Consider the following 25119-nt stretch of genomic DNA (forward strand, 5'->3'; position numbering starts at 1 on the left):
CATCATCCGGGAAAAACACCGCCACTCACCCGTTCAATCCCTGCCAGGTCTTTGAAGCTCTGTACAGAGGCAAAGCCGTTGGCAAGCAACCGTTTTCTTACGGCCTCCGCCTGATCATACCCGTGCTCCATCAAAAGCCAGCCATTCGGGTTCAGCCAGCCAACCGCATGCGCCGTGAGTTCACGAAAAGCCGAAAGCCCGTCACCAAAGTCGGTGAGCGCCCCTTGTGGCTCATAACGCAAATCCCCCGCTGAAAGATGCACATCTCCGACCACGATATACGGCGGATTGGAAACAATCAGATCAAAACGGAAGGGGGCTGGCAACGCAGCAAACCATTCCCCCTGGTAAAAACGGATATCCCGGCCAGCGGCCAGGTTGCGCCGGGCATTTTCCTTTGCGACATCAAGCGCGGCAGGCGAAACATCGGTTGCGGTCACAGAAACGTCCGGCCTTTCGTGGGCAACGGCAACGGCAATCGCTCCAGAACCCGTACCCAGATCCAGCAATACGCCGTTTTCAGGAAGGCGGGATATTGCCAGTTCCACCAGCAGCTCAGTCTCAGGCCGGGGAATCAGGACATCCGGTGTGATGGAAAACGGCAGGCCATAAAATTCCCGCTCACCAACAATATGCGCCACAGGCTCCCCCCTATAGCGACGCATCAGCAGTTCCAGGACAATATGCGCTTCCTTTTCTCCCAGCTCACGCTCTGACTGTATCACCAGTTGGACATGGGATATGCCCAGCGCATATTCCAGCAATATCCGCAGATCAACCGGATCAACCACAGGTTTTCTGAACAGGGCGCCAATCCGGATACCTCCCCTGATATGGGCAAATAGTGCAGCATCCGCGTCTTTTGCGCTTTCCGGTGCGACAGGCGTCATCAGCATCTCATCTGCGACGGCGCAGCATGATAATAAAGAAGATAAAGGCAAAGAGCATGAACCATGCCAGAGACCACTCAGGGGGCGTCAACCCCAAAATCCGGTCCAGCACTTCGCCGCAATACCCTTCCGACTTGAAAACGGATGGCAGCCACTTGGCTGGCAGCAGGCTGTTCATGGTGGCTTCCAGCGGATCGCGCCCGCACTGGATGGCGGGGTTTTTTATGGCCCATAACTGCATGGAGGCAGCAAAAGCACCGCCTACAGCTACCAGAAGAGAAAAGAACGATGCCAGGCGAATAAAGGGGGTATACCGGCCAAAGAGGCAACAAATTGCAATGGCAATATAGGCATAGCGCTGCACCACACACAATGGGCAAGGGAGCACATCCTGATAGTGTTGCAGATAAAGGGCAAACACGATAAAACCGCAGCACAGCAGTATGATAAAGCCAAGGAGTTTTCGTGAAGTCATAGTAGGGTTATACCGGGAGAAATCCGCTAAAACAAACGTCGTTACAATTTTTAACCAAACAGGGCCTTTTCCCTTTAATCTGGCACAAAAACCCGTTGTTTTGGCCACTTTTATCTGCTGCTCAGACGTTTTCCCCCATCTCGGCCAGCAGTTCTGCCTTGTGTTCGGTGGCCAGCGCATTGGTCAGTTCATCCAGATCCCCATCCATGATGGCTTCCAGCTTGTACAGTGTGAGATTGATGCGATGGTCTGTGACCCTTCCCTGCGGATAATTGTAGGTGCGAATCCGTTCGCTCCTGTCGCCAGAGCCGATCAGGCTTTTGCGTGTAGCGGCCTCTTTGGCCTGTTGCTCCCGCGTCTGGATATCTTTGATCCGGGAAACCAGCACCGACATGGCCTGTGCACGGTTTTTGTGCTGGCTTCTGTCATCCTGGCATTCCACGACAATACCTGTCGGAAGATGCGTGATCCTGACAGCGGAATCCGTCTTGTTGATATGCTGCCCGCCAGCACCGGATGCACGAAAGGTATCAATCCGCAATTCAGCCGGATTGATTTGTATTTCCTCAATATCATCTGCCTCGGGCATAACAGCAACCGTACAGGCAGACGTATGAATTCTTCCCTGTGTTTCTGTGACAGGAACCCGCTGGACACGGTGACCGCCTGATTCGAATTTCATCCTTGAGTAAGCGCCTCTTCCGACAAGGCGGATAATCACCTCCCGGTATCCACCCTGCTCTGAGTGTGAAGATGAGACAATTTCCACCTGCCATCGGTTATGCTCGGCAAAACGGGAATACATGCGCAGCAGATCGCCGGCAAAAATCGCTGATTCATCACCGCCGGTGCCCGCCCGGATTTCCAGGAAAATATTCTTGTCATCATTCGGGTCTTTTGGCAGCAGCATGATTTGCAGCTCTTCTTCTGCCTTTACCATCTTTTCGCTGGCTGCCTCGATCTCCTGCTGTGCAAACGCTTTCATCTCGGCATCCTGCAGCATTTCTTCTGCAGCCTCCTGGTCGGATTTTGCCTGGCGATATGCTTCAAAAAGCGCGACAACGGGGGAAATCTCCGCATGCTCCCGTGTCAGCCGTCGGTAATTATCCTGATTGGATGCCGCATCCGGCTGCATCAGCAATTCATCCAGCTCCCTCAGGTGAAGGGCCAGTTGCTCCAGTTTGGCGAGCATCGACGGTTTCATGACGTTGGTGTGGATCGAATGAAAATAAAAGGGGAATTATACGTGAAGGTAACGTAGGGCCATTCACTTTTCTGCCAAGGAAAGCAACTGGTAGCCAAAACCATACACCTGCTCCAGCAGAAAACCGTTTTTCGGTTTGAGGTTCAGCTTGTTCCTGACACGGGAAACATGGGTATCAATCGTCCTGATCATTTCATTGCCATCCATGTCCCATATCGCCTCAGCAATATGCGCCCTGGACAAAGGCATGCCGATATGACGGAAAAACAGCAAGGCCAGGTCAAACTCTTTGGCCGTAAGCCTGATGCTTTTTCCCGAAACGATCAGATCATTCGGATACCTGGCAAACTCATAATGGCCATATTTCAGGTAATAGTGCTGTTTGACATCCGGCATGATCTGCCTGGCCAGCACACTGATACGCGTTTGCAATTCATACTGCCTTACGGGAAGGCACAGATAATCATCTCCCCCGGCGAACAATCCTCCGTTTACCAGGGCTTCCTGCCCTGCTTTTACCAGAAGCAGGATTCTCTTGACCCCTTTTTCCTTTACCTGGCTGATCAGCGAAAAAATGCCTTCCTCTTTCTCGTCCAAACGCAACAGCAGGATATCCGGCAATTGGGAGTCAACCATATCGATCAGTCGATCACGATTGCGACAGAGCTGGCAGGCATAACCGGCAGCAGAAAGTGAACGGGACATTCTGGCCGCGGAAACGGGATCTGAATCAAGAATAGCAACTCTCATAAGAAAAAGAAAAACTGTGGAATCAGTATATTATCGATTTTTTTGCAAAATAACTCGTTCATGCCAATAAAAGTAAACTATCAGCCTGAAAACGGCCTCAGGAATATTTGCGAAATGAACAATTTGACAATAAAATTGCTGGTTATTGCTTTTTCCATGCAATAAAAAAACCACTCGCTTATCCCTTGAAAAATAGGCGAGTTGCCGTTTAAGTCTCCTGAAAACCACTTATCAAAAGAGATCTTATGCCATTTTCTTAACCTGGGCTCTGCCCTCATTACAAGGATAAAAAATTGAACATTCCACGCGAGAATTTTACGGGTAATCTGCTCATGATCGGACTGGGCAGCATTGCAAAGGGTGTTATCCCGTTATTTTTGCGTCACCTGACGATCACACCACAGAAGATCAAGGTGATTTCCGCTAACGCAGACGAGGAAGGAATTGCCAAAACCTATGGTATTACTCATCAGCAAATCACCCTGACTGAAGCCAATTACCGCTCTATTATTGAGCCCAACCTGAAAAAAGGCGATTTCCTGGTCAATCTTTCCGTCAATGTTTCCAGCCTGGCTCTCATGGCGCTCTGCCGTGAAAAAGAAGTCCTTTATATCGATACGTCTATCGAGCCCTGGGAAGGCGGCTATACAAAAGAAACGGCTACCCTCTCTGAACGCTCCAACTATATGTTGCGAGAACATGCGTTGAATTTTGGCAGGAAAGAGAAAAAAGCGCCTACGGCTGTTATCTGCCAGGGCGCCAACCCCGGTATGGTATCAGGCTTTCTCAAGCAAGCTCTCTTGAACCTGGCGGCAGACAATAACATTGACGCCAATCCTGTAACGAAAGAAGACTGGGCAAAACTGGCGCAGCAACTGGAAATCAGGACGATCCATGTCGCCGAGCGCGATACACAGAATGTTGCGATATACAAACCGCGTGATACGTTTATCAACACATGGTCAATTGACGGCTTCATCGGTGAAGGCCTTCAGCCCTGTGAACTGGGCTGGGGTACCCATGAAAAGCACTGGCCGGAAGATGGGGTCTCCCACGAAACCGGCTGCCAGTCAGCCATCATGCTGGCCCTGCCGGGTGCAGCAGTAAAAGTCAGAAGCTGGACGCCGCTTGAGGGCGCCTATCTGGGTTTTCTTATCACCCACAACGAATCCATTTCCATTGCGGATTACCTGACTGTCCGGGAGGGCGACAAGGTAGTCTATCGCCCGACTGTGCATTACGCCTATCACCCCTGCGATGATGCCATCCTTTCCCTGCATGAACTGGCCGGGAAAAACTGGCGTGAGCAATCGAAAAAAATCCTCATCCGCGATGAAATCAACCAGGGCGTCGATGAATTGGGCGTTTTACTCATGGGGAACAAAAAAGGCGTCTACTGGTATGGTTCACGCCTTTCCATCAGCGAGGCCCGCAATCTGGTGCCCTATAATAATGCAACCAGCCTGCAGGTCGCTGCAGGCGTCTTAGCGGGTGTCATTTATGCCATCCGCAATCCGGAAGAAAGCATTATTGAACCGGATAACATGGACCACAATGTCATGCTGGAAATTGCCGGCCCTTACCTTGGCGAGGTCGTTGGCGAGTATGGCGACTGGACACCGCTATCCGGACGCAACTGGCCTTTTAAGGAAGACCTGGATGAAAGCGATCCCTGGCAATTCAAAAACATCAGGGTCCAATAATCGTTTCCAAACAAAAAGCCGCCTGTTAAAGACGGCTTTTTTCATATCAGCAGCCACTGCTTTCTCTGCCCCGGGTCCCTGAATCCCTGTTTTTCAAAAAGCGATCGTGCCGCATCAAGCGAGAAAAATACCGGAAAAGTTACCAGAAGGCGCCTCCATCGTTTTTTTGAAGCAAACTCCCTGGCTTCATTAAGCATGCGGCGGGCAATCCGGCGCTGGCGGTAAAACGGGCGAACATAAAGCTGTTCAATAATCCCGTATGCAGCGTCCGCATACGGCTGGGATTCAAAGAGCGTGACATAACCCAGCGGATGACCACGCACACTGCGTGCAATCAACACCGCATAATCTGCATTATCCAGAAATCCGTCCAGTATGGCCGTTTCTTCCTTCAGTTGAAAATCAATTTCTGACACACCGGCCAAAGCTGCCATCTCCGCGCGGTATTCGCCTGTCATCACGGCAATATCACGCGCGTCAGTTAACTGAGCCCTTTGAATATCGATCTTCATTTTCCCCAGGTACACGCGCCGGAATAAGGATCTTTCTGCTCATACTTTTCACCGGAGGCAACAATGGCGCCGGTATCTTCCCGTTTCAGATGCGCCATCTCCTTTTCCTTGTCCTCAACAAGAAGATAATCCACGCCCGGGAGAAGTTCTGCTTCCAGGCTGTAGCAACGCAGGTCCGTCGGAATCAGGACATGACCGGACTGGATATTCATGCCCATCAGCCTGTGGCGGCCCGGCTTGATGACATACACATAATCCGCATAAGGATTAGGTAATTCAAGGCTGCTCAGGCGCTCATCATCCAAACCGCGCAAGAGCATCGACCCTTCCTTGATACGCGCGGTTTCGGCGGGTTTGCCAATCGGTGCGCCAGCAAGCGGATATTCAGCGGGTGCCTTCTTGCAGGCGAAAAGCGCACATACCAGGGATAACAGAATAAAAAAACGAAATCGATAAAACATGAAAAAGATAAAAATCAGTTGGAGCGGACTACCTTGAGGTAAAAGCGCCAGATGCCGCCAATGATGATAGGAACAATCGCAGCGCAGACGCCAAGCAGGACGATCGTATTCAGATGGTCACGGATAATGGGGATATTGCCAAAGAAATAGCCGGCAACGACAAGACTCACCACCCAACCGACGCCACCCGTGATGTTATAAAACTGGAAGCGCCCGAAAGGCATATCGGAAACACCGGCAACGAAAGGCGCAAAGGTCCGGACAATCGGCACAAAGCGCGAAAGCGTAATGGTTTTCCCCCCGTGTTTTTCAAAAAATGCCTGGGTATGATGAAGCGCCTTTTTGTCAAGCCAGGCATAATCTTTTGTAAATACGCTTCGTCCGACCTTTTTCCCCACCCAGTAATTTACCGTATTACCCGAGATAGCAGCAAAAATGAGAAGTGCCATCAAAAGCCACATATCCATGGCGCCAGTGGCACAAAAAGCACCGGCAATAAAGAGCAGGGAATCTCCCGGCAGAAACGGCATGACGACGAGGCCCGTCTCGCAAAAGATAATACCAAACAGCATCACGTAAACCTGTGTCCCGTAATTGCTGATTACCATACCCAGCGTTTTATCGACATGAATGACCATGTCGAGAAACTGCATGAAATCCATAATTATCCGAAAATTGATCCAATTATCTGCTGCGCAAAAAACAGGAAGCACAGCGCCAAAAACAAGTGAAAGTATACTCGCAGTATCCTGCATCATCACATAAATCATAAAATATTACCTGTTTGATAACCCTGGTACGATGCGTCCCCTTTTCAACGCCGCTATAATCATGATCATGAAGAAAGAATCATCACAACCAGATCAAATCCGTCTGCTGCCGGATCAGTTGATTTCCCAGATTGCGGCAGGTGAGGTTATCGAACGCCCTGCGGCTGTCGTCAAGGAACTGCTTGAAAATGCCATTGATGCCGGTGCCACCCGCATTGATATCCGCCTTTTAAATGGCGGGATCAAGCGCATTGCCATTACCGACAATGGCAAAGGTATTCCTCCCGAAGAGCTCGGGCTTGCCCTGATGCGGCACGCCACGTCAAAAATAGGCAACCTGCATGATCTGGAAAATGTCGCTACCCTCGGCTTTCGTGGCGAGGCGCTGGCATCCATTGCCTCGGTAGCCCATATCGACATCCATTCCCGCACAGCCACCGAGCAGCATGCGTGGAAAATCAGCGGAGACACGATGTCAGACAAGCCCATACCGGCTTCCGGACAACAGGGAACCACAATAGATGTCCGTGAACTGTACATCAATACACCGGCCCGCCGGAAATTTCTGAAAACCGAGCAAACAGAGTTTGGCCATTGCCTCGACGTGGTTCAGCGTATTGCCCTGGCACGTCCGGAAATCCACTTTACCCTCTCACATAATGAGAAACCCGCGACACAATGGCCGGCAGGCACCCTGGATGAGCGCTCAGCCATGATTCTCGGCAAGGAATTTGCCAGTGCCAGGATTTTCATTGACCAGTCGGCCGGAGCCCCCCCCCCAGGACATCCGCCTGTATGGCTTTCTTGGACAGCCAGCGGCATCCCGCAGCCGTGCTGACTCCCAATATTTTTATGTCAATGGCCGCTTTGTCCGCGATCGCCTTTTATCCCATGCCATACGAGCGGCATACGAAGATGTGCTGTATGGCAACCGTTTTCCCAGCTACGTGCTTTTCCTTGATATCCCGCCTTCTGCCGTTGACGTCAATGTGCACCCGGCAAAAACCGAGGTGCGCTTCCGTGACAGCCGGAGCATTCACCAGTTTGTCCAGCATACCGTCAGCCGGGCGCTGGCGAAAACAGCAGAGTCCGTATCAACCGCAGTCGACACATCTCCTTCTGTTATCAGGACCGGCTCTTCAACCGGCATATGGCGCTCGGAAACCGCCAGCAGAAACATGGTCAGGCAAAACCTGACCGAATATGGCAGCTTCGTCTCTGCTGCCCTGAAAGACAGGCCGGAATTACCGCTTGCAGACATGCAGTCTTCCCCTGGGGAAGCGACACAGGCATTCCCGGCAGCAGGCGCCCCTGCCATACCGGATACGCACCCGTTAGGCTACGCCCTGGCGCAATTGCGTGATACCTGGATTCTCGCCCAGAACAGGGATGGCCTGATCCTGGTTGATATGCATGCCGCCCATGAGCGTATCCTGTACGAAAAACTCAAGGCACAGGTCGACGCCAATACCCTGCAAACCCAGTCCCTGCTCGTGCCCATTTCCTTTACGGCAGATGATATCCAGGCGGGCACGGCCCAAGAGTATCGTGATACGCTGCTTTCGCTGGGCTTTGATATCACCTCCCTCTCACCGGGCACACTCGCCATACGCAGCATCCCTGCCCTGCTCCGTGAATCGGATATCCAATCCATGATCAAGGACATGCTCGCCGAGCTTCATGAATATGGCACCTCCGTCATCGCAGGCGAAAAACGCAATGAACTGCTGGCAACCATTTCCTGTCACCGTTCCGTACGCGCCAACCGCTCGCTTACCCTGTCGGAAATGAACGCCCTGCTCCGCCAGATGGAAGTCACGGAAAACGCCGACCAGTGCAACCACGGCCGCCCAACATGGATACAGATCAACTGGCAGGCACTGGATGCGTTCTTCATGCGGGGACAATAACACTCGCTTATCCTGATACGACATTACCCGACATGGAAAGCAAACCCTTCGCTGTTGCCATCATGGGGCCGACGGCATCCGGAAAAACCGCTGCAGCACTTGAGGTGGCGCAGCATATTCCGGCAGAGATCATTTCCGTTGACTCCGCCCTTGTTTACCGGGACATGACGATCGGCACTGCCAAGCCCACGCCTGACGAGCGCCGCATGGTTCCACACCATCTCATTGATCTGGTTGATCCGTCCGAATCCTATTCCGTTTCCCGCTTCAGGGAAGACGTGTTCCGCCTGGTCATTGAAATCAGCCAGCGGGGGAAATTACCCCTGCTGGTTGGCGGCACCATGATGTATTTCAAGGGGCTTTTGGCTGGTCTTGATGATCTGCCGGGTGCTGATCCGGCTATCCGCGCCCGAATCGATGAAGATGCTGCCCGTGAGGGATGGCCGGCTCTGCATCAAAAGCTGGCCCTGCTCGACCCGGATACTGCAGCACGCTTAAAGCCCAACGACTCACAGCGCATCCAGCGGGCCCTTGAAATCATCGAAATCACCGGCAAACCGCTCTCCGAACTGCATACCGGAAGAAAAAACACCGAATTGCCTTTCGTGCTGCTTCCTGTTGCACTGGAGCCGTCTAATCGCAGCATGCTTCACGAGCGCATCGCAACACGATTTGACCACATGCTGGAAAATGACAGGCTCATAGATGAAGTGCGCGCCCTGCGCAACAGGGAAGATCTGCACTTGGGCCTGCCATCCATGCGCTGTGTCGGCTATCGCCAGACATGGCAATATCTTGATGGCGAATTTGACCGGAAAGCGCTGAGGGAAAAAGGCATTGCCGCCACCCGCCAACTCGCCAAGCGCCAGCTTACCTGGTTAAGAGCCATGCCTGAGCGCCGGGTTGTCGACTGCCTGTCACCCGATGCGGCACAAGAGATCATTACCCTCGTAAAAAAAGCGCTGGCAGAGCATACAGGAACCAAAGAAAAATAATTTCCTCACAACGGGTCAGCAACTTGACATCGTGGTGCAAAACAAGCAAAATTACACGCTTTCCGGTGATATAGCTCAGTTGGTTAGAGCACAGCACTCATAATGCTGGGGTCGGTGGTTCAAATCCACCTATCACCACCAAAAATATATACGCCGTTGATTCTGTTAGGATCAGCGGCTTTTTTTTTGGAGTATTATGCTAAGTACATCACATGGCAAGAATTTTTTAAATCATCGCATGCAGTAAAAACACATTGCGCAGACTAAAACCTGAAATCTCCAGCATCTATCTTTTACAAGAAACACCAAGAAGCCAATCACTTAGACTACCAATAACCAGGCACAAACCCTTTGGGGAGCAACAAAAAACCCCCATTATCAGAATAGTAAATAATTCCATCATTGACACTCCAAGAGAAAAATCCTTTTCTTTTCCAGGTTTTTGGCATTCCAAAAGCCTCAACCAGCTTTGTATAAAGGAAGTTTTCACTGAATTTTGATGAAAAACCAGTTGAAAATGAGATGTGGGTTATTGGTTTACTTGGCAGGTCATCACAAAAGTAATAAGTAACATTAGTGAATACCGCATGCTGTTTACTCAGTGTCCAATATGTGTCTTCTTCACTAATGACGTCTCTTTCTCCTGTTCCTGTGTCATATGAATCGCTCTAACTTTTTAATTGCATTGTGCATATTTTTCAATATTGTCGAGATAGAAGCAAATCTTTTATAAACAGCACGATACAACTATTGCAAATAAGACCGAGGTCCCACATTGACAATGAGCACAAAACATCATAAAAAATGAAATCAGGGCAGAAAACACTCCATCAGGTCTTATACGAAAAATTCACACGTCTTGAAAATCCCGTACCTCAACCCGCCACCGACGGTCAGGCAGATCATGGCAAATTTGAAAAAGAAACTTCTCGAACGGGCGGGAACAAACGGAGAACAGCCGCAGGAAGACGGATCGTCCTCAAAATGATAGGGGGCATCTCCCGATATAATCACCTGCCCGGAGGTGCTTTTATTGGTAACTGATGCATCTTTCACGAATGATCTCATTGACAACAGGATGACAGAAAAAAGTCAAGATTTTTACTGCCTGACTTCTCCCTTCATTAAGGTATTCCCAAAAAAGTATATGCCTTGCTTCCTGATATTAAAACCCGTAAAAATTACCATGGCTATATCATCAGGGTTATTTCTTCACGAATACCGGATTTCTTTCATGCCCCCTGCACTTTCACCACGCGCAAGCACTTTTACCGGTTATGCCGGACCCGGGAAAAAAGCGAAAGATACTTGTCGACATACGCCTGGATGGCTTTTGCCTTGTATTGCATGATGTATCGGGGATGTTCAAGCGGAATAATCTGTTTGAAAAAACCACATTTTTCATTCAGACGCGAAAGATAATCCACATTTTTACCGGTACCCAGGCAAAACCCCACATCGGTTGAAAACCCGAAATCCAGCTGGCGGCGCAGGCTGTCAATCATAAAGTCACGAACCGCTTCATAAAGCACCTTGCTGTCATAGTAATTGAAATTCACCTCTCTTCCTGCCGCCCCCTTTCTGGTAAAACCCAGCGGACAAATAGAGGTAATATAAAAATCCCGGTAAAACGCATCTTCTCCGCCATACTGCCGGATCATCTCATATACAAAAACACTGGATGGCTCATGCGTAACAGGGCCTGCATAATCCGTTATGCCACACCGCTCCACCAGCCGCTTGGGATCGGTAAAAGGCACACCGGTCAGTCCCGCCCCGAAACGTCCCGGGTTGATGCCGATAATCATATGCCTGGGAAACATATCATCATAGTATTTGCGATAGAAAGCAGACGAGGCTTTCAGTGCAGACACATTTTCAGCAAAAGGATTCATGATACGAATACCCTCTGGCAGTTCCCCGTCAAAATGGAGGGCGCGGTTAAAGGCAATAATTCGCTCAGCCAGTGTTTTCTTTGCCATGAGTATCCTGTCAGCGGACAAAAAACAATTTTCTCCATCAGAAAAACCGCTTTTCATCCATAACATGCTGTTATTAAAAGAATTAGCAGGCTTTAAGCAATGTGCCGCCTGTATTCCTGTATTTTACGCCCGGAAAAACCCTTGCGCTATTCATCCGCTTTGCTATAATTGCACGTCTTGGCCTGGTAGCTCAGTTGGTAGAGCAGAGGACTGAAAATCCTTGTGTCGGTGGTTCGATTCCGCCCCGGGCCACCAACAACACTTTCGCGCTCTTTCGCGCAAGTTCAAAAAACCGTGATAAGTCTAACGCTTACGCGGTTTTTTTGTTTTTACAGACCTGTCAAAAAATGACAGTCCATAAAGGCAGCAGAAACTTATCAGGCGAAAGCCAAACGACAGGTAATCCGATTTGTTTCTGATATCTGGAGAATAACAACAAAAAATGGATCGATTCATGTTTAATCGGTCCATTTTAAAAAACATTAAACAGCGCCCTGATCCACCGGAAAATGTTTAGCGGATTTTCTGGCCATTTAATAATGCTGAAGGGGCTGTTTTGAATAAATAAAGGCGGATTAAAACCCATTAAACAAGCAACAGTATCATCTGATTGTCCAATCCCTTTATATCAATTGGTCAGACATCCACTTCTGTCAGTCTATTTCCTTTTTCCGGGAATTTTTCTTCAATAAAATCCCTGACCTTGTTTCTCATCTCAGGAAATTCAATTTCAGCCCGTTCAAGGAAAGACTTGTAAAAAACGGTCTCATACAGCATGACAATTCCGGTTCGCGCACCGATAGAAAGCGAATTCCACTCCTCCTTGCTTGGTGCCCAGCACATCCATGCCGGATCATTGCGCATCTGGTCTATTGAGGTACTGAGCTGATCTTCCAGGCGCCCAAGGAAAAAATCGTCATGATCCAGCACATCGGCCAGATTCATCGCCTGCACAGTGGGTATCTTGAGAAATTCTGCTATTTTCTTGAGTTTTTCTTTGCTGAGAGAGGATATTTTCCGGTGTCCGTTTGCAATGGAATACCAGTAAATCGGTGTTACGCCAATCATATCGGCAATATAACGATCCTGTAAGCCCAATTCGATTGCGCGTGTTCTGATCTTGTTAATCAGCCTGAAACCAGCTATTTCGCGATTGCGGCTTTTCTTGCCATTACTGCCTTTTTTCGCACTCGTTGAGGTTACCTTGGAATCACTTTTATCCCGTTTGGGCTTTTTTGTATGAGATTTACTTAACTGCGACATTAGCTTCCCCAACAAATATTGCAATTATTAAAATAAAAAAAACATGTCATTTTATCAGAGGAAAAAACATTTTTGAAACAAATGATATTAAATATCAATAATATAAGAAATCTAATATCTCAATTTCAATTATTCTTAATCTGATAAATCCAGGTCATTCAACAAATGAACTGAATCATTTTTTATGGTTTTTTCTCTCATGAAAAAACCATAAAAATCAAATAATCACCGTTTGCTCTTTTATGAGACACTCCTCGTTATTCGTTAACAAATAACGGCGAATTAACAGACAAAACGACCAGAGAATCTGGGGAATAAAAATATCCTCACCCAAGTGGTAATACATGAAGCCAGATTGCTGGAATTGCCGTTTCTCCTGTAAGCGCACCACACAAGAAAAACAAATCTTAATGTAAATGTTTGTTGCATCACAGTATAAAAAACAATGCAAACAACAAATAAATCATTAATTTTCAGCATTTTACATAAAAAATTTTCTTACATTTAAGTTATAACAAAAATATATATACACCTCTTTTATATATCAATTTCGCATATACACAACTGTTCCATACAGGTACTCTTAAAAAGAAGACCGGAAAGCACTGTTTTAGCCAGGACTTTCCAGATACCGATGAAGGTAATATGAAGAATTTGAAGATAGGTACCCGACTCACTATCGGTTTTGTCATCGTGCTGTTGCTGACGATCATCATGGCAATCATCAGCAGCTTGCCGCTCCGTCGCGTTGACCATGCACAACAGGCAAACCAGCTTGCCACCTCTGCAACAGATATTGCCATCAGAGGCGGAGAAGCCAACGTCCGGGTAGTTGAAACCATGCATCAAATTGATGCATCCGCAAAAAAGATTGAGGAAATCATCAGTGTGATTGACGGCATCGCCTTTCAGACCAGCCTGCTGCCATTGAACGCGGCTGTGCACCAGCAGTAAACGCGGTAAAAAACTGCCGATACGGCTGCCGGGCTATATCAGGAATGAGGCAGACAGGGTTCCTGCACTCACTGCTGCCCGAAATATATCAACTGAAACTTATGAAGAGAAAATGGAAGAATTCTGATCAATCATCCATTCAAAAAGGGAGGAATCATTCCTCCCTTTTTTGCGCCGCCTGATGACAGGCTATTTTTCCGGAAAAATAGTCTGCCAATCTCTTTTCATATCAACAACAATCCATCCCTGCCGGGAAGCATCATCCAGTGCTTTTTTCAGGGTTCCCATGCCCGAAAGACGGTCATAGGCATATTCACGCCGGGCATCGGTATGATGAACGATAACCCCCATTCCATTACGCCCTGCCGTGGTCCATTCCAGCATTTCATAGTCACCATCCGAATTGCCGACAGCAATTACCGGCCGGATGCCAATAACCCGGTCTATCAGCAGTGCCTTGTTTTTCCCGTTTGAGATATTCTCAATCTTCTTTTTCCGGACGATTAAACCATCTGGGCATACACAGGCTGCTCAACCCACAGTGTGCCATCATTATCAAAAACCGCTATTCGCTCCGCTTCCGGCAAATAACCGGGACTATCGGGCGTTACCGTCTGCCTGACAAAAGCCATGATCCGCTGTTTTGCCGGGAGATCCGTCCATGAAGGCAACGGATCCGTCTGTGCCCACGCAACAGAAGAGAAAAGTGGGAAAAAGACGATGGCAAGCAAACAGGCTGTGACATATCTGATCTGAGGTAACAATATCCCGACCTCCTGTAAAAACGCCTGCTATGCAGGCGCGTATTATCGTAAAGCATCAGATAAAGCCGGCAGGTGCCTTACCAGCCAGCCCCGTTTTGGTCAGTCCTGTTTGAGATTGATGATTTTTTCAAACTCATCGAGAGACACAGGGACATGGAGATGGAATCCCTGCACATAATCCGCATTGCATTCCTGGCAATATTTCAGTTGCTCCGCTGTCTCCACCCCTTCAACGCACACCTTCCTGCCCATGGAATGAACCAGATCGATAATCAGGCGAATAAATGATTTCGAGTAGGCATCCGTCGTAATATCACGAATAAAGGTGCGATCAATCTTGACAATATCGATCGGCAATTCACGCATATTGCTTAAAGAGGAATATCCTGTGCCAAAATCATCCATTGAGATCCGTATCCCGTGTTCGCGGAATTCTTCTGAGAGGGATTTCATTCTCGTAATGTCATACATAGCCATGCCTTCTGTAATCTCAAAGACAATATTGGCCGTGTTGACGCCCGTTTCCTCCATGATCATCATGACTCTTTGCAGAAAATCCTGCTGCTGGAACTGGCGAATGGACACATTGATGCTGGTCCAGAATTCCGGATGGGTTTCGTTGACACGCCGGCATACCTGCGCCGATTCACGAAGGACAAATTCCCCGACAGGCACAATCAGCCCGAGATATTCAGCAAGCGGAATAAACTGGATAGGCGGGACCTGCGTACCGTCAGACAGGGTCCATCTCAACAATGCCTCAGCACCGATGACCATACCGGCATTATCAGTCTGCGGCTGGTAAAAGACAGAAAAACCACTGAAGTTGTTATCAATGGACTCGCGCATTTCCTTTTCGAGCTCGGCCCGCTCGACAGAGTCATTATCCTGGGTGGCATTGTAGAAAGCATAATTATTTTTGCCGGAACGCTTTGCCTGATACATGGCGATATCCGCATGCTTGATGATATCCTTGCTGTCCATGTTTTCTTCGGGAAAAGCAACGACACCGATACTCAACGTACAGTAGAAACTTTTGTTCAGGACATTCCAGGACATTTGCGCCCTGGCTAAAAGTCCGTTGATGACCCGCTGCACCGAACCGGCATTTTCCGGGTGCAGCAAAATAACAAACTCATCCCCGCCAAAACGGAAAATCTCTGACTCGCTCTTATAATTTTCCAGCAGGAAGGAGGCAAACGCTTTCAGGATAACGTCACCATAATCATGTCCATAACCATCATTGATGATTTTGAAGTCATCCATATCAATGAAGAGGACATAGCCGCTCTGGCCGATTTCCTTTGCCTTGGTCACGGCATGATTCAGGCGCGTTTCCAGATAGTAGCGATTAGGCAGTCCTGTTAACTGGTCTGTCAGCGCCATATTGCTGATGGCCTGCTCATTTCGCCTTCTTAACAGCGCAGTGGAAACAAGGCGGGTCACATTTTCGAGAAAGGCGATGGTATCACTGTCCCAATCGCGATTTTTGACACACTCGTCAAAGCAGAGAAAACCGAAATGTTCTTCCTGAATATAGACAGAAAACATGGCCGACGCACGGACATTTTCCATTTCAAAACGTTTTTTTGACCCCTTGGGATCATCATCCGAGTTAATAATGATGCAACCCGATTCCATCAGGCTGCGGGTAACCTCGGGCAAATCATTTTCGTAATTCAGGACGAAATCATCCCTTCCCATCATGGGTGAAATACCCGTATTGAACCACTCATGGATGGCTTTGCATTGGGTATGGTTCCGGCTGTCCTCAAAAAGGGTGATGCGGCTGATATCCAGATACACACCAGCCCTGTCCAAAATGGTCTGCAATGCCTTGTCCAGGTCGACATCATGCAGCCCCTGCAGGATATTATTCAGGACAACTTTCTGTCTCTGGCTGTCTTCAATTTTGTCGATATTGGATTTTGCCTCGGTGTAGTCCCGCATGATGCAGTCATAATGAATGACTTTACCCTCAGGGGAACGCTCGACAATGGTGGCATCCGTAATCCACATGGGTGTGCCATCCGCCTTTCTGATGCGATACACCATGCTGAACTGATCCGTATTTTCTTCATCATGACGTTTTAACGCATCAGATACCATATCGACGTCATCCGGGTGGACGAGATCGATCCAGTGAATCTTTCCGGAAACAAAGTCCTCCCTGGAATACCCATAAGAAGAAATATTCTCGGTAACAAACAGTGTGGAAAAACCGTTTTCAGGACCGGTTACCCGAATGGAAACCGATGGGCTTCGCTCAACAATTTCTTCGGCGATCTGGCGTGACATGTGTTGTTTTGGTTCTGCCACATTATTCTCCGCAAGTTTCAGCCATGACAATCAATCCTGCTTTTGTTTATGTTCTGCCAGCATGAGTAAAAGCAGACTGTCACGACCAGTCCCGCAAAATGAGACTACCTTGCAATATAGTATAAATTCCGGGAATCCGGCAAAGAAAACGACGTATTTTACGTGCAAATGTTGTTTTTTTTGCACGTCACTCCTCTTTCTCCGGTTCCCAGTTGTCGTCCCTCTCAAACGCTCCCTTTTCATTACGGAAAAAGGCCGTTCCATAATCCGCCTTCAGGTACGAAATAATATCCGGATCATAATTGGCAACCGTATTGAGCATGTAGATACCGGAATTAGCCGGGTTATCCATATACTCTGCCGTTTCATCGCCTGCGGCAAAACGCCAGCCGCTGTCTCCCTCATATTCCGGCATTTCCCGGTACATGAAACCCACCTTGCTCGCATCAACCATGATCCGGTCTGTGGCAAAGCATCCTTCTGCACCTCCCCAATCAATCAGCGGGCGAATATCTGTTATCGCGAAATTTTTTGCAGAAACCGACAAGCCATAATTTTTCCGGCCCACGTTCAGTACATGTGACACTTCACCACCAAAAAGCGCAAGCAATTTCTGGGTATCGTGCTGTCTCTTGAAATCAGTTTCCTCTTCGTACAGAGGAAAAAGCTGGTAAAAATGGACGGCTTCTCCACCGGGAAGCGTGCAGAGCATGCTTGCTTCGTCCGGGTAAGGATCAACCAGCAGCATAGTGGAAAGCGTCGTATTTTCGGCAAAAGGTTCTCCACTGGGAACCGTGTGTCCCCAGCCAAGCCAGGTATCCATATCAACAGGCAGCCGGGCCAGGATTTTCAGCCAGCGAATCGGCCAGTACCATTTTTCGTCACTGTCATCGAGCTTCCAGTCCGGTGGCAGCGTTACCAGCAGTTCTGCCCGTGACAGACCGCTCTGTTGCAGTCTGTCAGGCAGGGTCATCCTGTGTGCCCCCATTCCCATTGTGACAAGCGTATAAAAAGGTTTCGTTTCGCTTGGCGGGATAATGCAGATATCAACATGAATGCCAGAAGAAGCAACCTCGTGAAAAACATGCTCAAAAGCGCCAAAATGTTTTTCGATATGCTGTTCTATACAATCGATTTCTTCTTCTGTATACACCACCGGCTTGATTGACTTGCCCATATTTTCCCTTTCCTGGGGACGGATTGATTACCAGCCCTGTTTTTTGCGTATTCCTTTTTTCCACCAGCCTTGATCAGTATGTCACTGATTTGCTTGTCGTCATTGCGTGAAACCATATCAAGCGGTGTTTTCGCCTTTTTCATCTGCCGCGTTCGGATTGGCACCGGCTGCTAAAAGACGCTTGACGATTGCCGCATCAGGATAACGTCCTGCTATATGCAAAGGCGTTCTTTTATACCTGTCCAAGCTGTTGGGGTTGGCCCCTGCCGTCAAGAGCATATCGACAATATCACTCCGTTTCTTTTGAACAGCCATATGAAGCGGCGTCGGCTTTTCAAAGGAATTAGCCGTTGTATCCAGATGGACGTCCGCATCAATCAGTGTTTTTATCACATCAAGGTCTCCTGTCTCTACTGCAATGGCCAGCAAATCGTCAGTTCCTGCATGCATCTTGCCGTAAGTATCGACAAAACGCCTGCCAGGGAGATCCACACTGCCATTTACCGGTGCACCGGCAGCCAGCAGTACCTTGATCATATCCACTCTTTTTTGCGTAACGGCATACTCCAGCGCACTGTCTTCATCGCGATTGCGCGTTTTCACATCCACCCCTTCCTTGATAGCCGCATTCAAAAGCGGAAGGCTCCCCGAGTGAACGGCAAACATCACCAGGGTGCCGTCCTCGCGCTTGACAACGGGTTTGGCCTTATATTCAAGCAGCAGGAGCATCATGTCCACGTTCTCTGTACGCCAGTCAATAACGCTTAACGCAGGCTGTTTTGGAGTGACCATTGTCGATGCCCCGTTTTCCAGAAGCAGTTGCGCCATATCCACTGCCTTTGGTTTTCTCCGCAACACGTAATAAAGCGCGGTCTGACCATTCTTATCCTTGGCATCGACTTTTGCACCCGCCTTAAGCAAGCGTTTCACGACATCAATTTTCCTTCCTTCTGCCGCCCGGCTTAACCCTTCTCTCCCGTCATGGTCGGTGACCGTGATATTGGCGCCCTTCTCGATCATCAGGGAAATAATATCCAGATCTCCCCGTGACAGTGCTGATAAGAAGGGGTGCGTCATGCGGGAAACCAGATTGGGATCTGCCCCTTTTTCCAGGAGAAAAATACCGATCGATTTGTCACGCCTCTGCTCAAAAAACTGATGCAGTGCTGTACCAAAAACCGGGTCAATCTCATTGATATCGGTTCCTTTTTTCAGCATGGCGTCCAGCCCTTCCGGATTCACGCCTAATATGACCGCCTGCGCCAGGGTCGGAATGGGCCTGTTATGTTTTTTTTCCTGTTCGATTGTTTCAGAAATGATTTTCACTTCTTCAGAAGAAATAAGGCTGATCTGAACATCCTTTTTTTCTTTTTTCTGGCTGGCTTTTGCCCCGTGGGATACCAGGAGTTTTTTCATTTCATCAGATTTAGCCAGAGAAAGCGCATCCCGCAGATTCGGGTTGGCCTTATGGGCAAGGAGCAGTTTGACGATTTCCGGCTGATTGGAACGCACAGCCATTTGCAGTGCCGTTTGCCCCCCGGCCGAAATGATATCGGGATTGGCCTTCTTCTTGAGAAAATCGTGAACTTTATCAATCTCTCCATACATCGATGCACTTTGCAGCGGGGTCATGCCCATATGGTTATAACGGTCAATTTCCGGTACCGGCCGTTTTTCCTGACCTTTCTTGGGGGGATTATTTTCCTTGTATACCTCATCACCATTCATGAGGCGGCCAAGTTCGTCATAAGCCGGCGTCACCGCATGAGATGAAAAAGGCAGGAAAAGAAACACAATGAAAGCAGTTAAGGCTGAAAAAAAATAGCGCATGACTTTCCCTTTCAAGTAATCAGGAAATCATACACTATATCTGCACTGATTCTGCCCGCACTGCCGACGTAAAAAAAGGGGCAAAGCCCCGGGAGTGATTGTCCTGCATTCAGGCCGCTGTCAGATTACTCTTTCTGCTGTGAACGCACTTTGCCATCTTCCCGCTTGCGATCCTTGCGGTCTTTCCTTTCCTTATCCGGCCTGTTGCTACTTTCCCTGTCTTCCTTGTCTCGCTGCTTCTGCTCCGTCTCGCGCTCCCTGTCCTGTTTTTTCTGCGCTTTCCGGCGATCTTTATTCGGCTTTTTCCCTTCTTTATCCCGTGCTTTCTCGCGCTTTACCTCATCCTTGTCACGCGCTTTTTTCTCCCTGCCATCCTTGTTGCGCTCCATCGTTTTTTTCTCATTCTGTTTTCTTTGCTCAGGCTTGTCTTTCCTGACTTCTTCAGGCATATCCTTTTCGCCCTGGGGAGCTGGGAAAGCCGGTGAAACGACAAAAGAAAAGCCTGCCAGCAGTGCAACAAGCATCTTCGTGCTTTTTTTCATGATTGATTCCTCTCTGTTATGGGTATCTGATTCGAAGAATGGTTTTTATACCGCCTCCTTCTGTTTCCTCTTGGCGTTTTACAGCTTTTTGGCACTTCGTATCGCATTAATCAGGGTTTCCGTATACCCAGCAGGAATGATCACCATGCTGTCTTCCTCCCCGAGTTCTCCCTGCTGCCTGATAATCAGCTGATCTGAATTGTCCAGATAGACTGCAACGGCTTCCGATTTTGGAACAATCACATGTGATTTGGCATCCTCTTTATCCCAGCTCCATCCTGTCATAACCGGCCTCCTGTCTATACGATTTTCAAATAAAACAGCGATGTCATGCCGATATCCTTCTCATGCATCTTTCCACGCATTCCCCCTATTTTCTCTGATTTTTGGCAAACATTACCGTTTGTTACAACCAGATACACAACACTTTTTTCCTGACAGCGGGCAAGCGGATAAAATTCCGGCAAAAAACCGCTCCCGAACGCTCCCGGGTAAGGCATCCGGTATGCCATATTGACACTTTTTCAGGAGTGAAAGAAGATATGCGGGTACCTTCTGTTCACAGCAAAGCCAAAAATCGCTTAAACTTTCATGAACGGAAATATTCAATTTCAAAAAAAGGAAAACAGAATGCAGACAGATGCGATTGAACAGGTTTACTTCAGTCCGGCCGGCACAACCAAGGCAGTTGTCGATGAAATCAGCAAGGCCTTCTTTGGACAGAAAAACGAATTCAATCTGATGTGGGATCCGCTGGATGAGGAAACGGTTATTCCTTCCAATACGCTGGCAATTGTCGCCATGCCGGTTTTCTCCGGCAGGATTCCGGATCTGTGCGCGCAAAAACTTGCCAACCTGAAGGGGGAAAATACCCCTGCTATTGCGGTTGTCACCTATGGCAATCGGGAGTATGAAGATGCACTTCTGGAATTGAAAACGATCCTGGAAAGAAACGGTTTTGTCCTTTTGGGTGCAGGCGCAGTTGTGACCCAGCACTCGATTTTCCCGCAGGTTGGCACAGACCGGCCGGATCCCCAGGACAGACGAGCGCTGACGACCTTTGCCCGGCAATGTTCACAAAAACTGCGCGCCTATCCGGAAAAACCGCTGCCGGCAATCGAGGTAAAAGGTAATTTCCCTTACCGGGAGTACAAGGTACCGGCAATGAAACCGACGGTTAATGATAATTGCACGCTTTGCGGGATTTGTGCTTCGGTATGCCCTGTTGGTGCCATCCCGCCGGATAATCCCAAAACGAAGGACACTGATCTTTGCATCACCTGTACCGCCTGTATTGCGGTTTGCCCCGAAAAGGCCCAAGGGTTCCACTCACCGGAATATGCTGAATATGGCGCTGTATTTGCTGAAAAGAACAGTGCCAGAAAAGAACCGGAATTCTTCATGTAAGGCAGCCAGGCTTTCCCGCAAAAAAGCCTCCTGTATCAGGAGGCTTTGTTTTTTCAGGAACATGTCATCAGGGTATCAGACACTGATCTGCATCAGGGCAGCGTGCTCTCTCATACATTCTTCATATGAAGTCAGGTCAGATGCAACAACCTCCGGGGCGCTGCAAATACCGGCATAAAATGAGAGCAGGTGTGGCTTGATGGAATCGCCAAAGCATGCCAGCATAAAAATCGCAAAATCCGAAAAGAAGCCGGACTCACTTTTTACATAAGCCAGCGCAATGGTCACACCGGCCACATACATTTCAGGATCAAATGCCGAACCAACCTCGGAAAGACGGGTTTTCAGGCGGACATAAGCCGTTTGCAACGCCTGTGGCGCAAAAAAAGACCGGCCACCAGCATTGTCATTGGCAGCATCAGACTTCAGCTTTGAAACCTTTTTTGCCGCCTTGTCATTTGCCATTGCCACACGCTCTTCCAGGCCGGATTGCCGGATTGAACGTGCTGCGCCATCTGATTTTATGATTCCGTTCTTGGAGAATATACCCATAGACCTTGACTCCAAAACCCAATTTCGCGTCACTATAGCAGCCTTTTTTCAGACACGGAAGCCTTTTTTTTGATCACGTTAAAAGCCGCATGAATACTGGCGTTCTGTTTAATTTCCGGCTGGAAATACTTTGATTTTTTGCAAAAACCGGTTCATATATGACTAAACTCACCTTTGCCTGACGGAGAAAGATGTTGCCTGAATAGCAATTATTTTTACCATGCTGGCCGATGATACGGCGCTTTAGGAAATCATGAGCAGAGAGACTTTCAAAAGTATGTCTGCTGGCGCCATTCACGTTTCCATGAGCACGATCAGTACCAGTATGGCGTCCCCCATGATGGAAAGCCATGCCAAACACAAAAGAGGTTACCTGGCATGCCCTGTATTTGGCCGTCCGGATACCGCAGCAGCCGGGAAACTGAGACTATGCCTGTCAGGTGATCCGGTACTCAAGGAAAAGATCATGCCTTATCTGTCTCCAATGGGCGAAGTCTGGGATTTTGGTGAATCGCCTGTTGGTGCCAATGTCATCAAGCTGGCGGGTAACTTTATGATCTGTTCAATGGTTGAATTACTGAGTGAAGCGTTTTCACTGGTTGAAAGCCATGAGATGAGCCCGATGGAGTTCTCCCGTTTTATCTCCACCGCGCTGTTTTCAGCACCCATTGTCCAGACTTACAGCCGCCTGATTCTTGAAGCCGATTTTGACAACGCCGGATTTACTGCCCGGCTCGCAGCAAAAGACATGGGACTGGTTCGTGATGCAGCAAAAGCAGGCAATACGCCAATGGCATTTGCCGCTATCGTGGAAAACCGTTTTTTAAGCGCGATTGCCAAAGGCCGGGGAGAAAAAGATATGTCAGTGATTTCCCATGCGCAGCGTGAAGATGCCGGACTGGTAAAAGACTGAGCATTTTCCAGCCGCTTTCTGAATCAACCGGTTTTGCCAGGGAAAGCCTTGTCCGTACCTGGTCACGCCTATACAATAGCAATCCCATTGAAATTTACGGTTAACCGAGACCAAACGAAAGACAATCCATGAATATCTGGCACGATATCGCAGCAGACAGGGTCACTCCCGAGTCCTTCTACGCCGTGATTGAAATATCGCGTGGCGGCAAGGTCAAGTATGAGTTGGACAAAGAAACGGGCCTTTTGCTCATGGACCGGATTTTGTACACTTCTACACAGTACCCGGCAAACTACGGTTTTATTCCCCGCACCTATGCAGCTGACAATGATCCGCTTGATGTACTGGTGCTATGTTCAGAAGTCCTGGCTCCCCTGTCACTGGTCAAGTGTTTTCCCATCGGGGTCATCAGCATGGTCGACGGTGATGAAAAGGATGAAAAAATCATCGCCCTTCCCTATGGAGACCCTGTCTATAACGAATACGCCAATATCGATGAGTTGCCGCATCACATTGCCAGTGAAATTTCGCATTTTTTCTCGGTGTACAAGGCACTGGAAGGCAAAAGCACGGTGATTGACGATATACAGGGACCGGAAACCGCCAGGCAAATCATTAAAGACTATATTGAGGAATACGAAAGAAGACGCCCGGAACTCGTAAAGTAGCGCAGGGTCTTTTACCCTTGAAGTAATCTTTACCGGTAACGGACAGATTGCGGACTGTTGAGAAAATAATAACGTGAGTGCAGCTTGTGCTTGCTGCGCGGATTGATGGTTCCATCCTCGTTGATGTATTCCATAATCGTTTTCGTGGCAACTTCCATCTCATCAAAAGCCGCCACCATTTTTGGCACATGCACTTTCAGGTCTGTTTCCAGTTCCTTTTGTGTCCTGATGGACTCCGCATCCTTGTATTCCATCTGCCTTTTCCGCGCATCCCGAAGCCAGCGCAGCAGATTGTTGTTCCACTTCATGGTTTCAATGAATTTGATCTGCACGGTATAGGCAAAGAGGATGTGCATTCCCAGCTTGGCATCCTTGACCTTGCCGATATTGGATGCGCATATCGGATAGATGTAGTACCGCTCATGCTCGACAGGAACAATGTGCTCAAGATAGCCATCCCCGGATATCTGCTCAAGCATTTCACCCGCCCCCTCCTTGTAGCTCATGTAAAAGAAGGCCAGCTCATGCCGGGCGGAACACAAAAGACTTCGCATCTCGGCGGATTCATGTTCCTGTTCTCGCGCCATCTGACGCTTTTCACGGCTTTCATCCAGCCGCCTGTGGCTGCGACACTGCCAGCCCATGATGGCAATAGCAACGAGGATAGCCACTACTGTGCCGACAGCCTGTACCCATGCCGGCAGGGAAAAAGGCGCAGAAACGGGTGTTTTCTGGGCATACGCCACCATCGGCATACCTGGCACGGTACACAGCAATAACGCAATCAACCTGAAAATACCTGTTTTTCCCGTCACTCCTGATTCCTTAATCATCCTGCCTTGCCTAGGCTCTGCCCGAATAAAGCGATATGTTACGCCATAAACACGCCATGGGATTCAATACCAGTATAATTTGATGCAAAAAACACCTTCAGCCCAGGGGCAGGACGCATTAATTTTCCGTTTGCGAAAAGTCGTTTTGGCTCAAAGGGTGATGCGCAACGGGAAATGGGGATGCAGGTGGTGCAGGCCACCATCAAGTTCCCATTTTTCGGTGCAACACCACCATTTGGGACACA

23 protein-coding genes, 2 tRNA genes and 2 pseudogenes are annotated in these 25119 nt (G+C 48.7%); 9 read left to right on the plus strand and 18 right to left on the minus strand.

Annotation, left to right across the window (positions count from 1 at the left end):
• Nucleotides 1–2: 2 nt before the first annotated feature.
• The 4 genes from prmC to NB640_RS00520 all read right to left on the minus strand — a co-directional run bounded on the left by prmC (nt 3) and on the right by NB640_RS00520 (nt 3274).
• Nucleotides 3–890 carry a peptide chain release factor N(5)-glutamine methyltransferase gene (gene prmC / locus NB640_RS00505; protein WP_269309192.1) on the minus strand — a complete coding sequence of 296 codons (888 nt, stop codon included), beginning with the start codon at nt 888–890 and terminating at the stop codon, nt 3–5.
• 7 nt (nt 891–897) lie between these two features.
• On the minus strand, nt 898–1365 hold the full coding sequence (locus NB640_RS00510) for a disulfide bond formation protein B (protein ID WP_269309193.1): 468 nt from the start codon (nt 1363–1365) through the stop codon (nt 898–900).
• A 121-nt stretch (nt 1366–1486) separates the two neighbouring features.
• Entirely contained in the window at nt 1487–2569 is a 1083-nt protein-coding gene (gene prfA, locus NB640_RS00515; RefSeq protein WP_269309194.1) for a peptide chain release factor 1, read from the minus strand.
• A gap of 63 nt (nt 2570–2632) precedes the next feature.
• The gene (locus NB640_RS00520) at nt 2633–3274 is read right to left on the minus strand and encodes a response regulator transcription factor (RefSeq protein WP_269309195.1); all 642 of its coding nucleotides are present in this window, start codon (nt 3272–3274) and stop codon (nt 2633–2635) included.
• A gap of 338 nt (nt 3275–3612) precedes the next feature.
• On the opposite strand from NB640_RS00520, the gene NB640_RS00525 reads away from it, so the two are divergent.
• On the plus strand, nt 3613–5022 hold the full coding sequence (locus tag NB640_RS00525; RefSeq protein ID WP_269309196.1) for a homospermidine synthase: 1410 nt from the start codon (nt 3613–3615) through the stop codon (nt 5020–5022).
• A gap of 41 nt (nt 5023–5063) precedes the next feature.
• Here NB640_RS00525 and NB640_RS00530 read toward each other — a convergent pair whose 3' ends face one another.
• From NB640_RS00530 to NB640_RS00540, 3 genes are read right to left on the minus strand one after another with little or no spacing between them, the layout of a single operon-like run.
• Nucleotides 5064–5534, minus strand: a complete 471-nt coding sequence (locus tag NB640_RS00530; protein WP_269309197.1) for a GNAT family N-acetyltransferase — start codon at nt 5532–5534, stop codon at nt 5064–5066.
• The gene (locus tag NB640_RS00535) at nt 5531–5995 is read right to left on the minus strand and encodes a hypothetical protein (protein ID WP_269309198.1); all 465 of its coding nucleotides are present in this window, start codon (nt 5993–5995) and stop codon (nt 5531–5533) included. Before NB640_RS00535 ends, NB640_RS00530 begins: the two co-directional genes overlap by 4 nt.
• Nucleotides 5996–6009: 14 nt before the next feature.
• The gene (locus NB640_RS00540; RefSeq protein WP_269309199.1) at nt 6010–6657 is read right to left on the minus strand and encodes a VTT domain-containing protein; all 648 of its coding nucleotides are present in this window, start codon (nt 6655–6657) and stop codon (nt 6010–6012) included.
• A gap of 175 nt (nt 6658–6832) precedes the next feature.
• On the opposite strand from NB640_RS00540, the pseudogene mutL reads away from it, so the two are divergent.
• The 3 genes and pseudogenes from mutL to NB640_RS00555 all read left to right on the plus strand — a co-directional run bounded on the left by mutL (nt 6833) and on the right by NB640_RS00555 (nt 9811).
• Nucleotides 6833–8675 (plus strand): annotated as a pseudogene (gene mutL / locus NB640_RS00545) (DNA mismatch repair endonuclease MutL).
• Between the two features lie 32 nt (nt 8676–8707).
• On the plus strand, nt 8708–9670 hold the full coding sequence (miaA, locus tag NB640_RS00550) for a tRNA (adenosine(37)-N6)-dimethylallyltransferase MiaA (protein WP_269310465.1): 963 nt from the start codon (nt 8708–8710) through the stop codon (nt 9668–9670).
• Nucleotides 9671–9734: 64 nt separating this feature from the next.
• A tRNA-Met gene (locus NB640_RS00555) sits at nt 9735–9811 on the plus strand.
• Between the two features lie 1127 nt (nt 9812–10938).
• On the opposite strand, the gene NB640_RS00560 is transcribed toward NB640_RS00555, so the two are convergent.
• Entirely contained in the window at nt 10939–11652 is a 714-nt protein-coding gene (locus NB640_RS00560; protein ID WP_269309200.1) for a uracil-DNA glycosylase family protein, read from the minus strand.
• Between the two features lie 179 nt (nt 11653–11831).
• Here NB640_RS00560 and NB640_RS00565 point away from each other — a divergent pair.
• A tRNA-Phe gene (locus tag NB640_RS00565) sits at nt 11832–11907 on the plus strand.
• 381 nt (nt 11908–12288) lie between these two features.
• Here the strand turns inward: NB640_RS00565 and NB640_RS00570 are convergent.
• The gene (locus tag NB640_RS00570; RefSeq protein WP_269309201.1) at nt 12289–12915 is read right to left on the minus strand and encodes a helix-turn-helix domain-containing protein; all 627 of its coding nucleotides are present in this window, start codon (nt 12913–12915) and stop codon (nt 12289–12291) included.
• 750 nt (nt 12916–13665) lie between these two features.
• Between NB640_RS00570 and NB640_RS12975 the strand changes: the two are divergent.
• Nucleotides 13666–13857, plus strand: a pseudogene (locus NB640_RS12975) (methyl-accepting chemotaxis protein); the annotation flags it as partial.
• A 201-nt stretch (nt 13858–14058) separates the two neighbouring features.
• Here NB640_RS12975 and NB640_RS00580 read toward each other — a convergent pair.
• The 7 genes from NB640_RS00580 to NB640_RS00610 form a co-directional block, all read right to left on the minus strand.
• Nucleotides 14059–14253: a hypothetical protein gene (locus NB640_RS00580; RefSeq protein WP_269309203.1), complete on the minus strand. Its 195-nt coding sequence runs from the start codon at nt 14251–14253 to the stop codon at nt 14059–14061.
• Nucleotides 14254–14372: 119 nt separating this feature from the next.
• Nucleotides 14373–14633, minus strand: a complete 261-nt coding sequence (locus NB640_RS00585) for a hypothetical protein (protein ID WP_269309204.1) — start codon at nt 14631–14633, stop codon at nt 14373–14375.
• Between the two features lie 99 nt (nt 14634–14732).
• Nucleotides 14733–16952, minus strand: coding sequence for an EAL domain-containing protein (locus NB640_RS00590; RefSeq protein ID WP_269309205.1), 2220 nt, complete (start codon nt 16950–16952; stop codon nt 14733–14735).
• 187 nt (nt 16953–17139) lie between these two features.
• Nucleotides 17140–18129, minus strand: a complete 990-nt coding sequence (locus NB640_RS00595) for an immunity protein Imm33 domain-containing protein (RefSeq protein ID WP_269309206.1) — start codon at nt 18127–18129, stop codon at nt 17140–17142.
• Nucleotides 18130–18246: 117 nt separating this feature from the next.
• Entirely contained in the window at nt 18247–19959 is a 1713-nt protein-coding gene (locus NB640_RS00600) for an ankyrin repeat domain-containing protein (RefSeq protein WP_269309207.1), read from the minus strand.
• Nucleotides 19960–20084: 125 nt separating this feature from the next.
• On the minus strand, nt 20085–20501 hold the full coding sequence (locus NB640_RS00605; protein ID WP_269309208.1) for a hypothetical protein: 417 nt from the start codon (nt 20499–20501) through the stop codon (nt 20085–20087).
• A gap of 78 nt (nt 20502–20579) precedes the next feature.
• Nucleotides 20580–20786: a hypothetical protein gene (locus NB640_RS00610; protein ID WP_269309209.1), complete on the minus strand. Its 207-nt coding sequence runs from the start codon at nt 20784–20786 to the stop codon at nt 20580–20582.
• A 345-nt stretch (nt 20787–21131) separates the two neighbouring features.
• On the opposite strand from NB640_RS00610, the gene NB640_RS00615 reads away from it, so the two are divergent.
• Complete coding sequence (locus NB640_RS00615; protein ID WP_269309210.1) at nt 21132–21908, plus strand: EFR1 family ferrodoxin; 777 nt, start codon at nt 21132–21134, stop codon at nt 21906–21908.
• 75 nt (nt 21909–21983) lie between these two features.
• Here NB640_RS00615 and NB640_RS00620 read toward each other — a convergent pair whose 3' ends face one another.
• The gene (locus tag NB640_RS00620) at nt 21984–22460 is read right to left on the minus strand and encodes a hypothetical protein (RefSeq protein WP_269309211.1); all 477 of its coding nucleotides are present in this window, start codon (nt 22458–22460) and stop codon (nt 21984–21986) included.
• A gap of 253 nt (nt 22461–22713) precedes the next feature.
• On the opposite strand from NB640_RS00620, the gene NB640_RS00625 reads away from it, so the two are divergent.
• A complete protein-coding gene (locus NB640_RS00625) occupies nt 22714–23373 on the plus strand; it encodes an NAD(P)-dependent oxidoreductase (protein ID WP_269309212.1) in 660 nt (219 codons plus the stop codon).
• A gap of 128 nt (nt 23374–23501) precedes the next feature.
• Nucleotides 23502–24041, plus strand: a complete 540-nt coding sequence (locus tag NB640_RS00630) for an inorganic diphosphatase (protein WP_269309213.1) — start codon at nt 23502–23504, stop codon at nt 24039–24041.
• Nucleotides 24042–24070: 29 nt separating this feature from the next.
• Here the strand turns inward: NB640_RS00630 and NB640_RS00635 are convergent, their stop codons facing one another.
• Nucleotides 24071–24874 carry a hypothetical protein gene (locus tag NB640_RS00635; protein WP_269309214.1) on the minus strand — a complete coding sequence of 268 codons (804 nt, stop codon included), beginning with the start codon at nt 24872–24874 and terminating at the stop codon, nt 24071–24073.
• Nucleotides 24875–25119 lie beyond the last annotated feature (245 nt).

The sequence above is a fragment of the Oxalobacter vibrioformis genome, assembly GCF_027118995.1.
In the GTDB taxonomy this organism is placed as follows: Bacteria; Pseudomonadota; Gammaproteobacteria; order Burkholderiales; family Burkholderiaceae_D; genus Oxalobacter; species Oxalobacter vibrioformis.

What these genes read in the sequence shown, in the direction of transcription:
- prmC (WP_269309192.1), bottom strand. Translation starts at nt 890, where the DNA reads ATGACGCCTGTCGCACCGGAAAGCGCAAAAGACGCGGATGCTGCACTA.
- NB640_RS00510 (WP_269309193.1), bottom strand. Translation starts at nt 1,365, where the DNA reads ATGACTTCACGAAAACTCCTTGGCTTTATCATACTGCTGTGCTGCGGT.
- prfA (WP_269309194.1), bottom strand. Translation starts at nt 2,569, where the DNA reads ATGAAACCGTCGATGCTCGCCAAACTGGAGCAACTGGCCCTTCACCTG.
- NB640_RS00520 (WP_269309195.1), bottom strand. Translation starts at nt 3,274, where the DNA reads ATGTCCCGTTCACTTTCTGCTGCCGGTTATGCCTGCCAGCTCTGTCGC.
- NB640_RS00530 (WP_269309197.1), bottom strand. Translation starts at nt 5,534, where the DNA reads ATGAAGATCGATATTCAAAGGGCTCAGTTAACTGACGCGCGTGATATT.
- NB640_RS00535 (WP_269309198.1), bottom strand. Translation starts at nt 5,995, where the DNA reads ATGTTTTATCGATTTCGTTTTTTTATTCTGTTATCCCTGGTATGTGCG.
- NB640_RS00540 (WP_269309199.1), bottom strand. Translation starts at nt 6,657, where the DNA reads ATGGATTTCATGCAGTTTCTCGACATGGTCATTCATGTCGATAAAACG.
- miaA (WP_269310465.1), top strand. Translation starts at nt 8,708, where the DNA reads ATGGAAAGCAAACCCTTCGCTGTTGCCATCATGGGGCCGACGGCATCC.
- NB640_RS00560 (WP_269309200.1), bottom strand. Translation starts at nt 11,652, where the DNA reads ATGGCAAAGAAAACACTGGCTGAGCGAATTATTGCCTTTAACCGCGCC.
- NB640_RS00570 (WP_269309201.1), bottom strand. Translation starts at nt 12,915, where the DNA reads ATGTCGCAGTTAAGTAAATCTCATACAAAAAAGCCCAAACGGGATAAA.
- NB640_RS00580 (WP_269309203.1), bottom strand. Translation starts at nt 14,253, where the DNA reads ATGCTGGAATGGACCACGGCAGGGCGTAATGGAATGGGGGTTATCGTT.
- NB640_RS00595 (WP_269309206.1), bottom strand. Translation starts at nt 18,129, where the DNA reads ATGGGCAAGTCAATCAAGCCGGTGGTGTATACAGAAGAAGAAATCGAT.
- NB640_RS00600 (WP_269309207.1), bottom strand. Translation starts at nt 19,959, where the DNA reads ATGCGCTATTTTTTTTCAGCCTTAACTGCTTTCATTGTGTTTCTTTTC.
- NB640_RS00605 (WP_269309208.1), bottom strand. Translation starts at nt 20,501, where the DNA reads ATGAAAAAAAGCACGAAGATGCTTGTTGCACTGCTGGCAGGCTTTTCT.
- NB640_RS00610 (WP_269309209.1), bottom strand. Translation starts at nt 20,786, where the DNA reads ATGACAGGATGGAGCTGGGATAAAGAGGATGCCAAATCACATGTGATT.
- NB640_RS00615 (WP_269309210.1), top strand. Translation starts at nt 21,132, where the DNA reads ATGCAGACAGATGCGATTGAACAGGTTTACTTCAGTCCGGCCGGCACA.
- NB640_RS00620 (WP_269309211.1), bottom strand. Translation starts at nt 22,460, where the DNA reads ATGGGTATATTCTCCAAGAACGGAATCATAAAATCAGATGGCGCAGCA.
- NB640_RS00625 (WP_269309212.1), top strand. Translation starts at nt 22,714, where the DNA reads ATGAGCAGAGAGACTTTCAAAAGTATGTCTGCTGGCGCCATTCACGTT.
- NB640_RS00630 (WP_269309213.1), top strand. Translation starts at nt 23,502, where the DNA reads ATGAATATCTGGCACGATATCGCAGCAGACAGGGTCACTCCCGAGTCC.
- NB640_RS00635 (WP_269309214.1), bottom strand. Translation starts at nt 24,874, where the DNA reads ATGATTAAGGAATCAGGAGTGACGGGAAAAACAGGTATTTTCAGGTTG.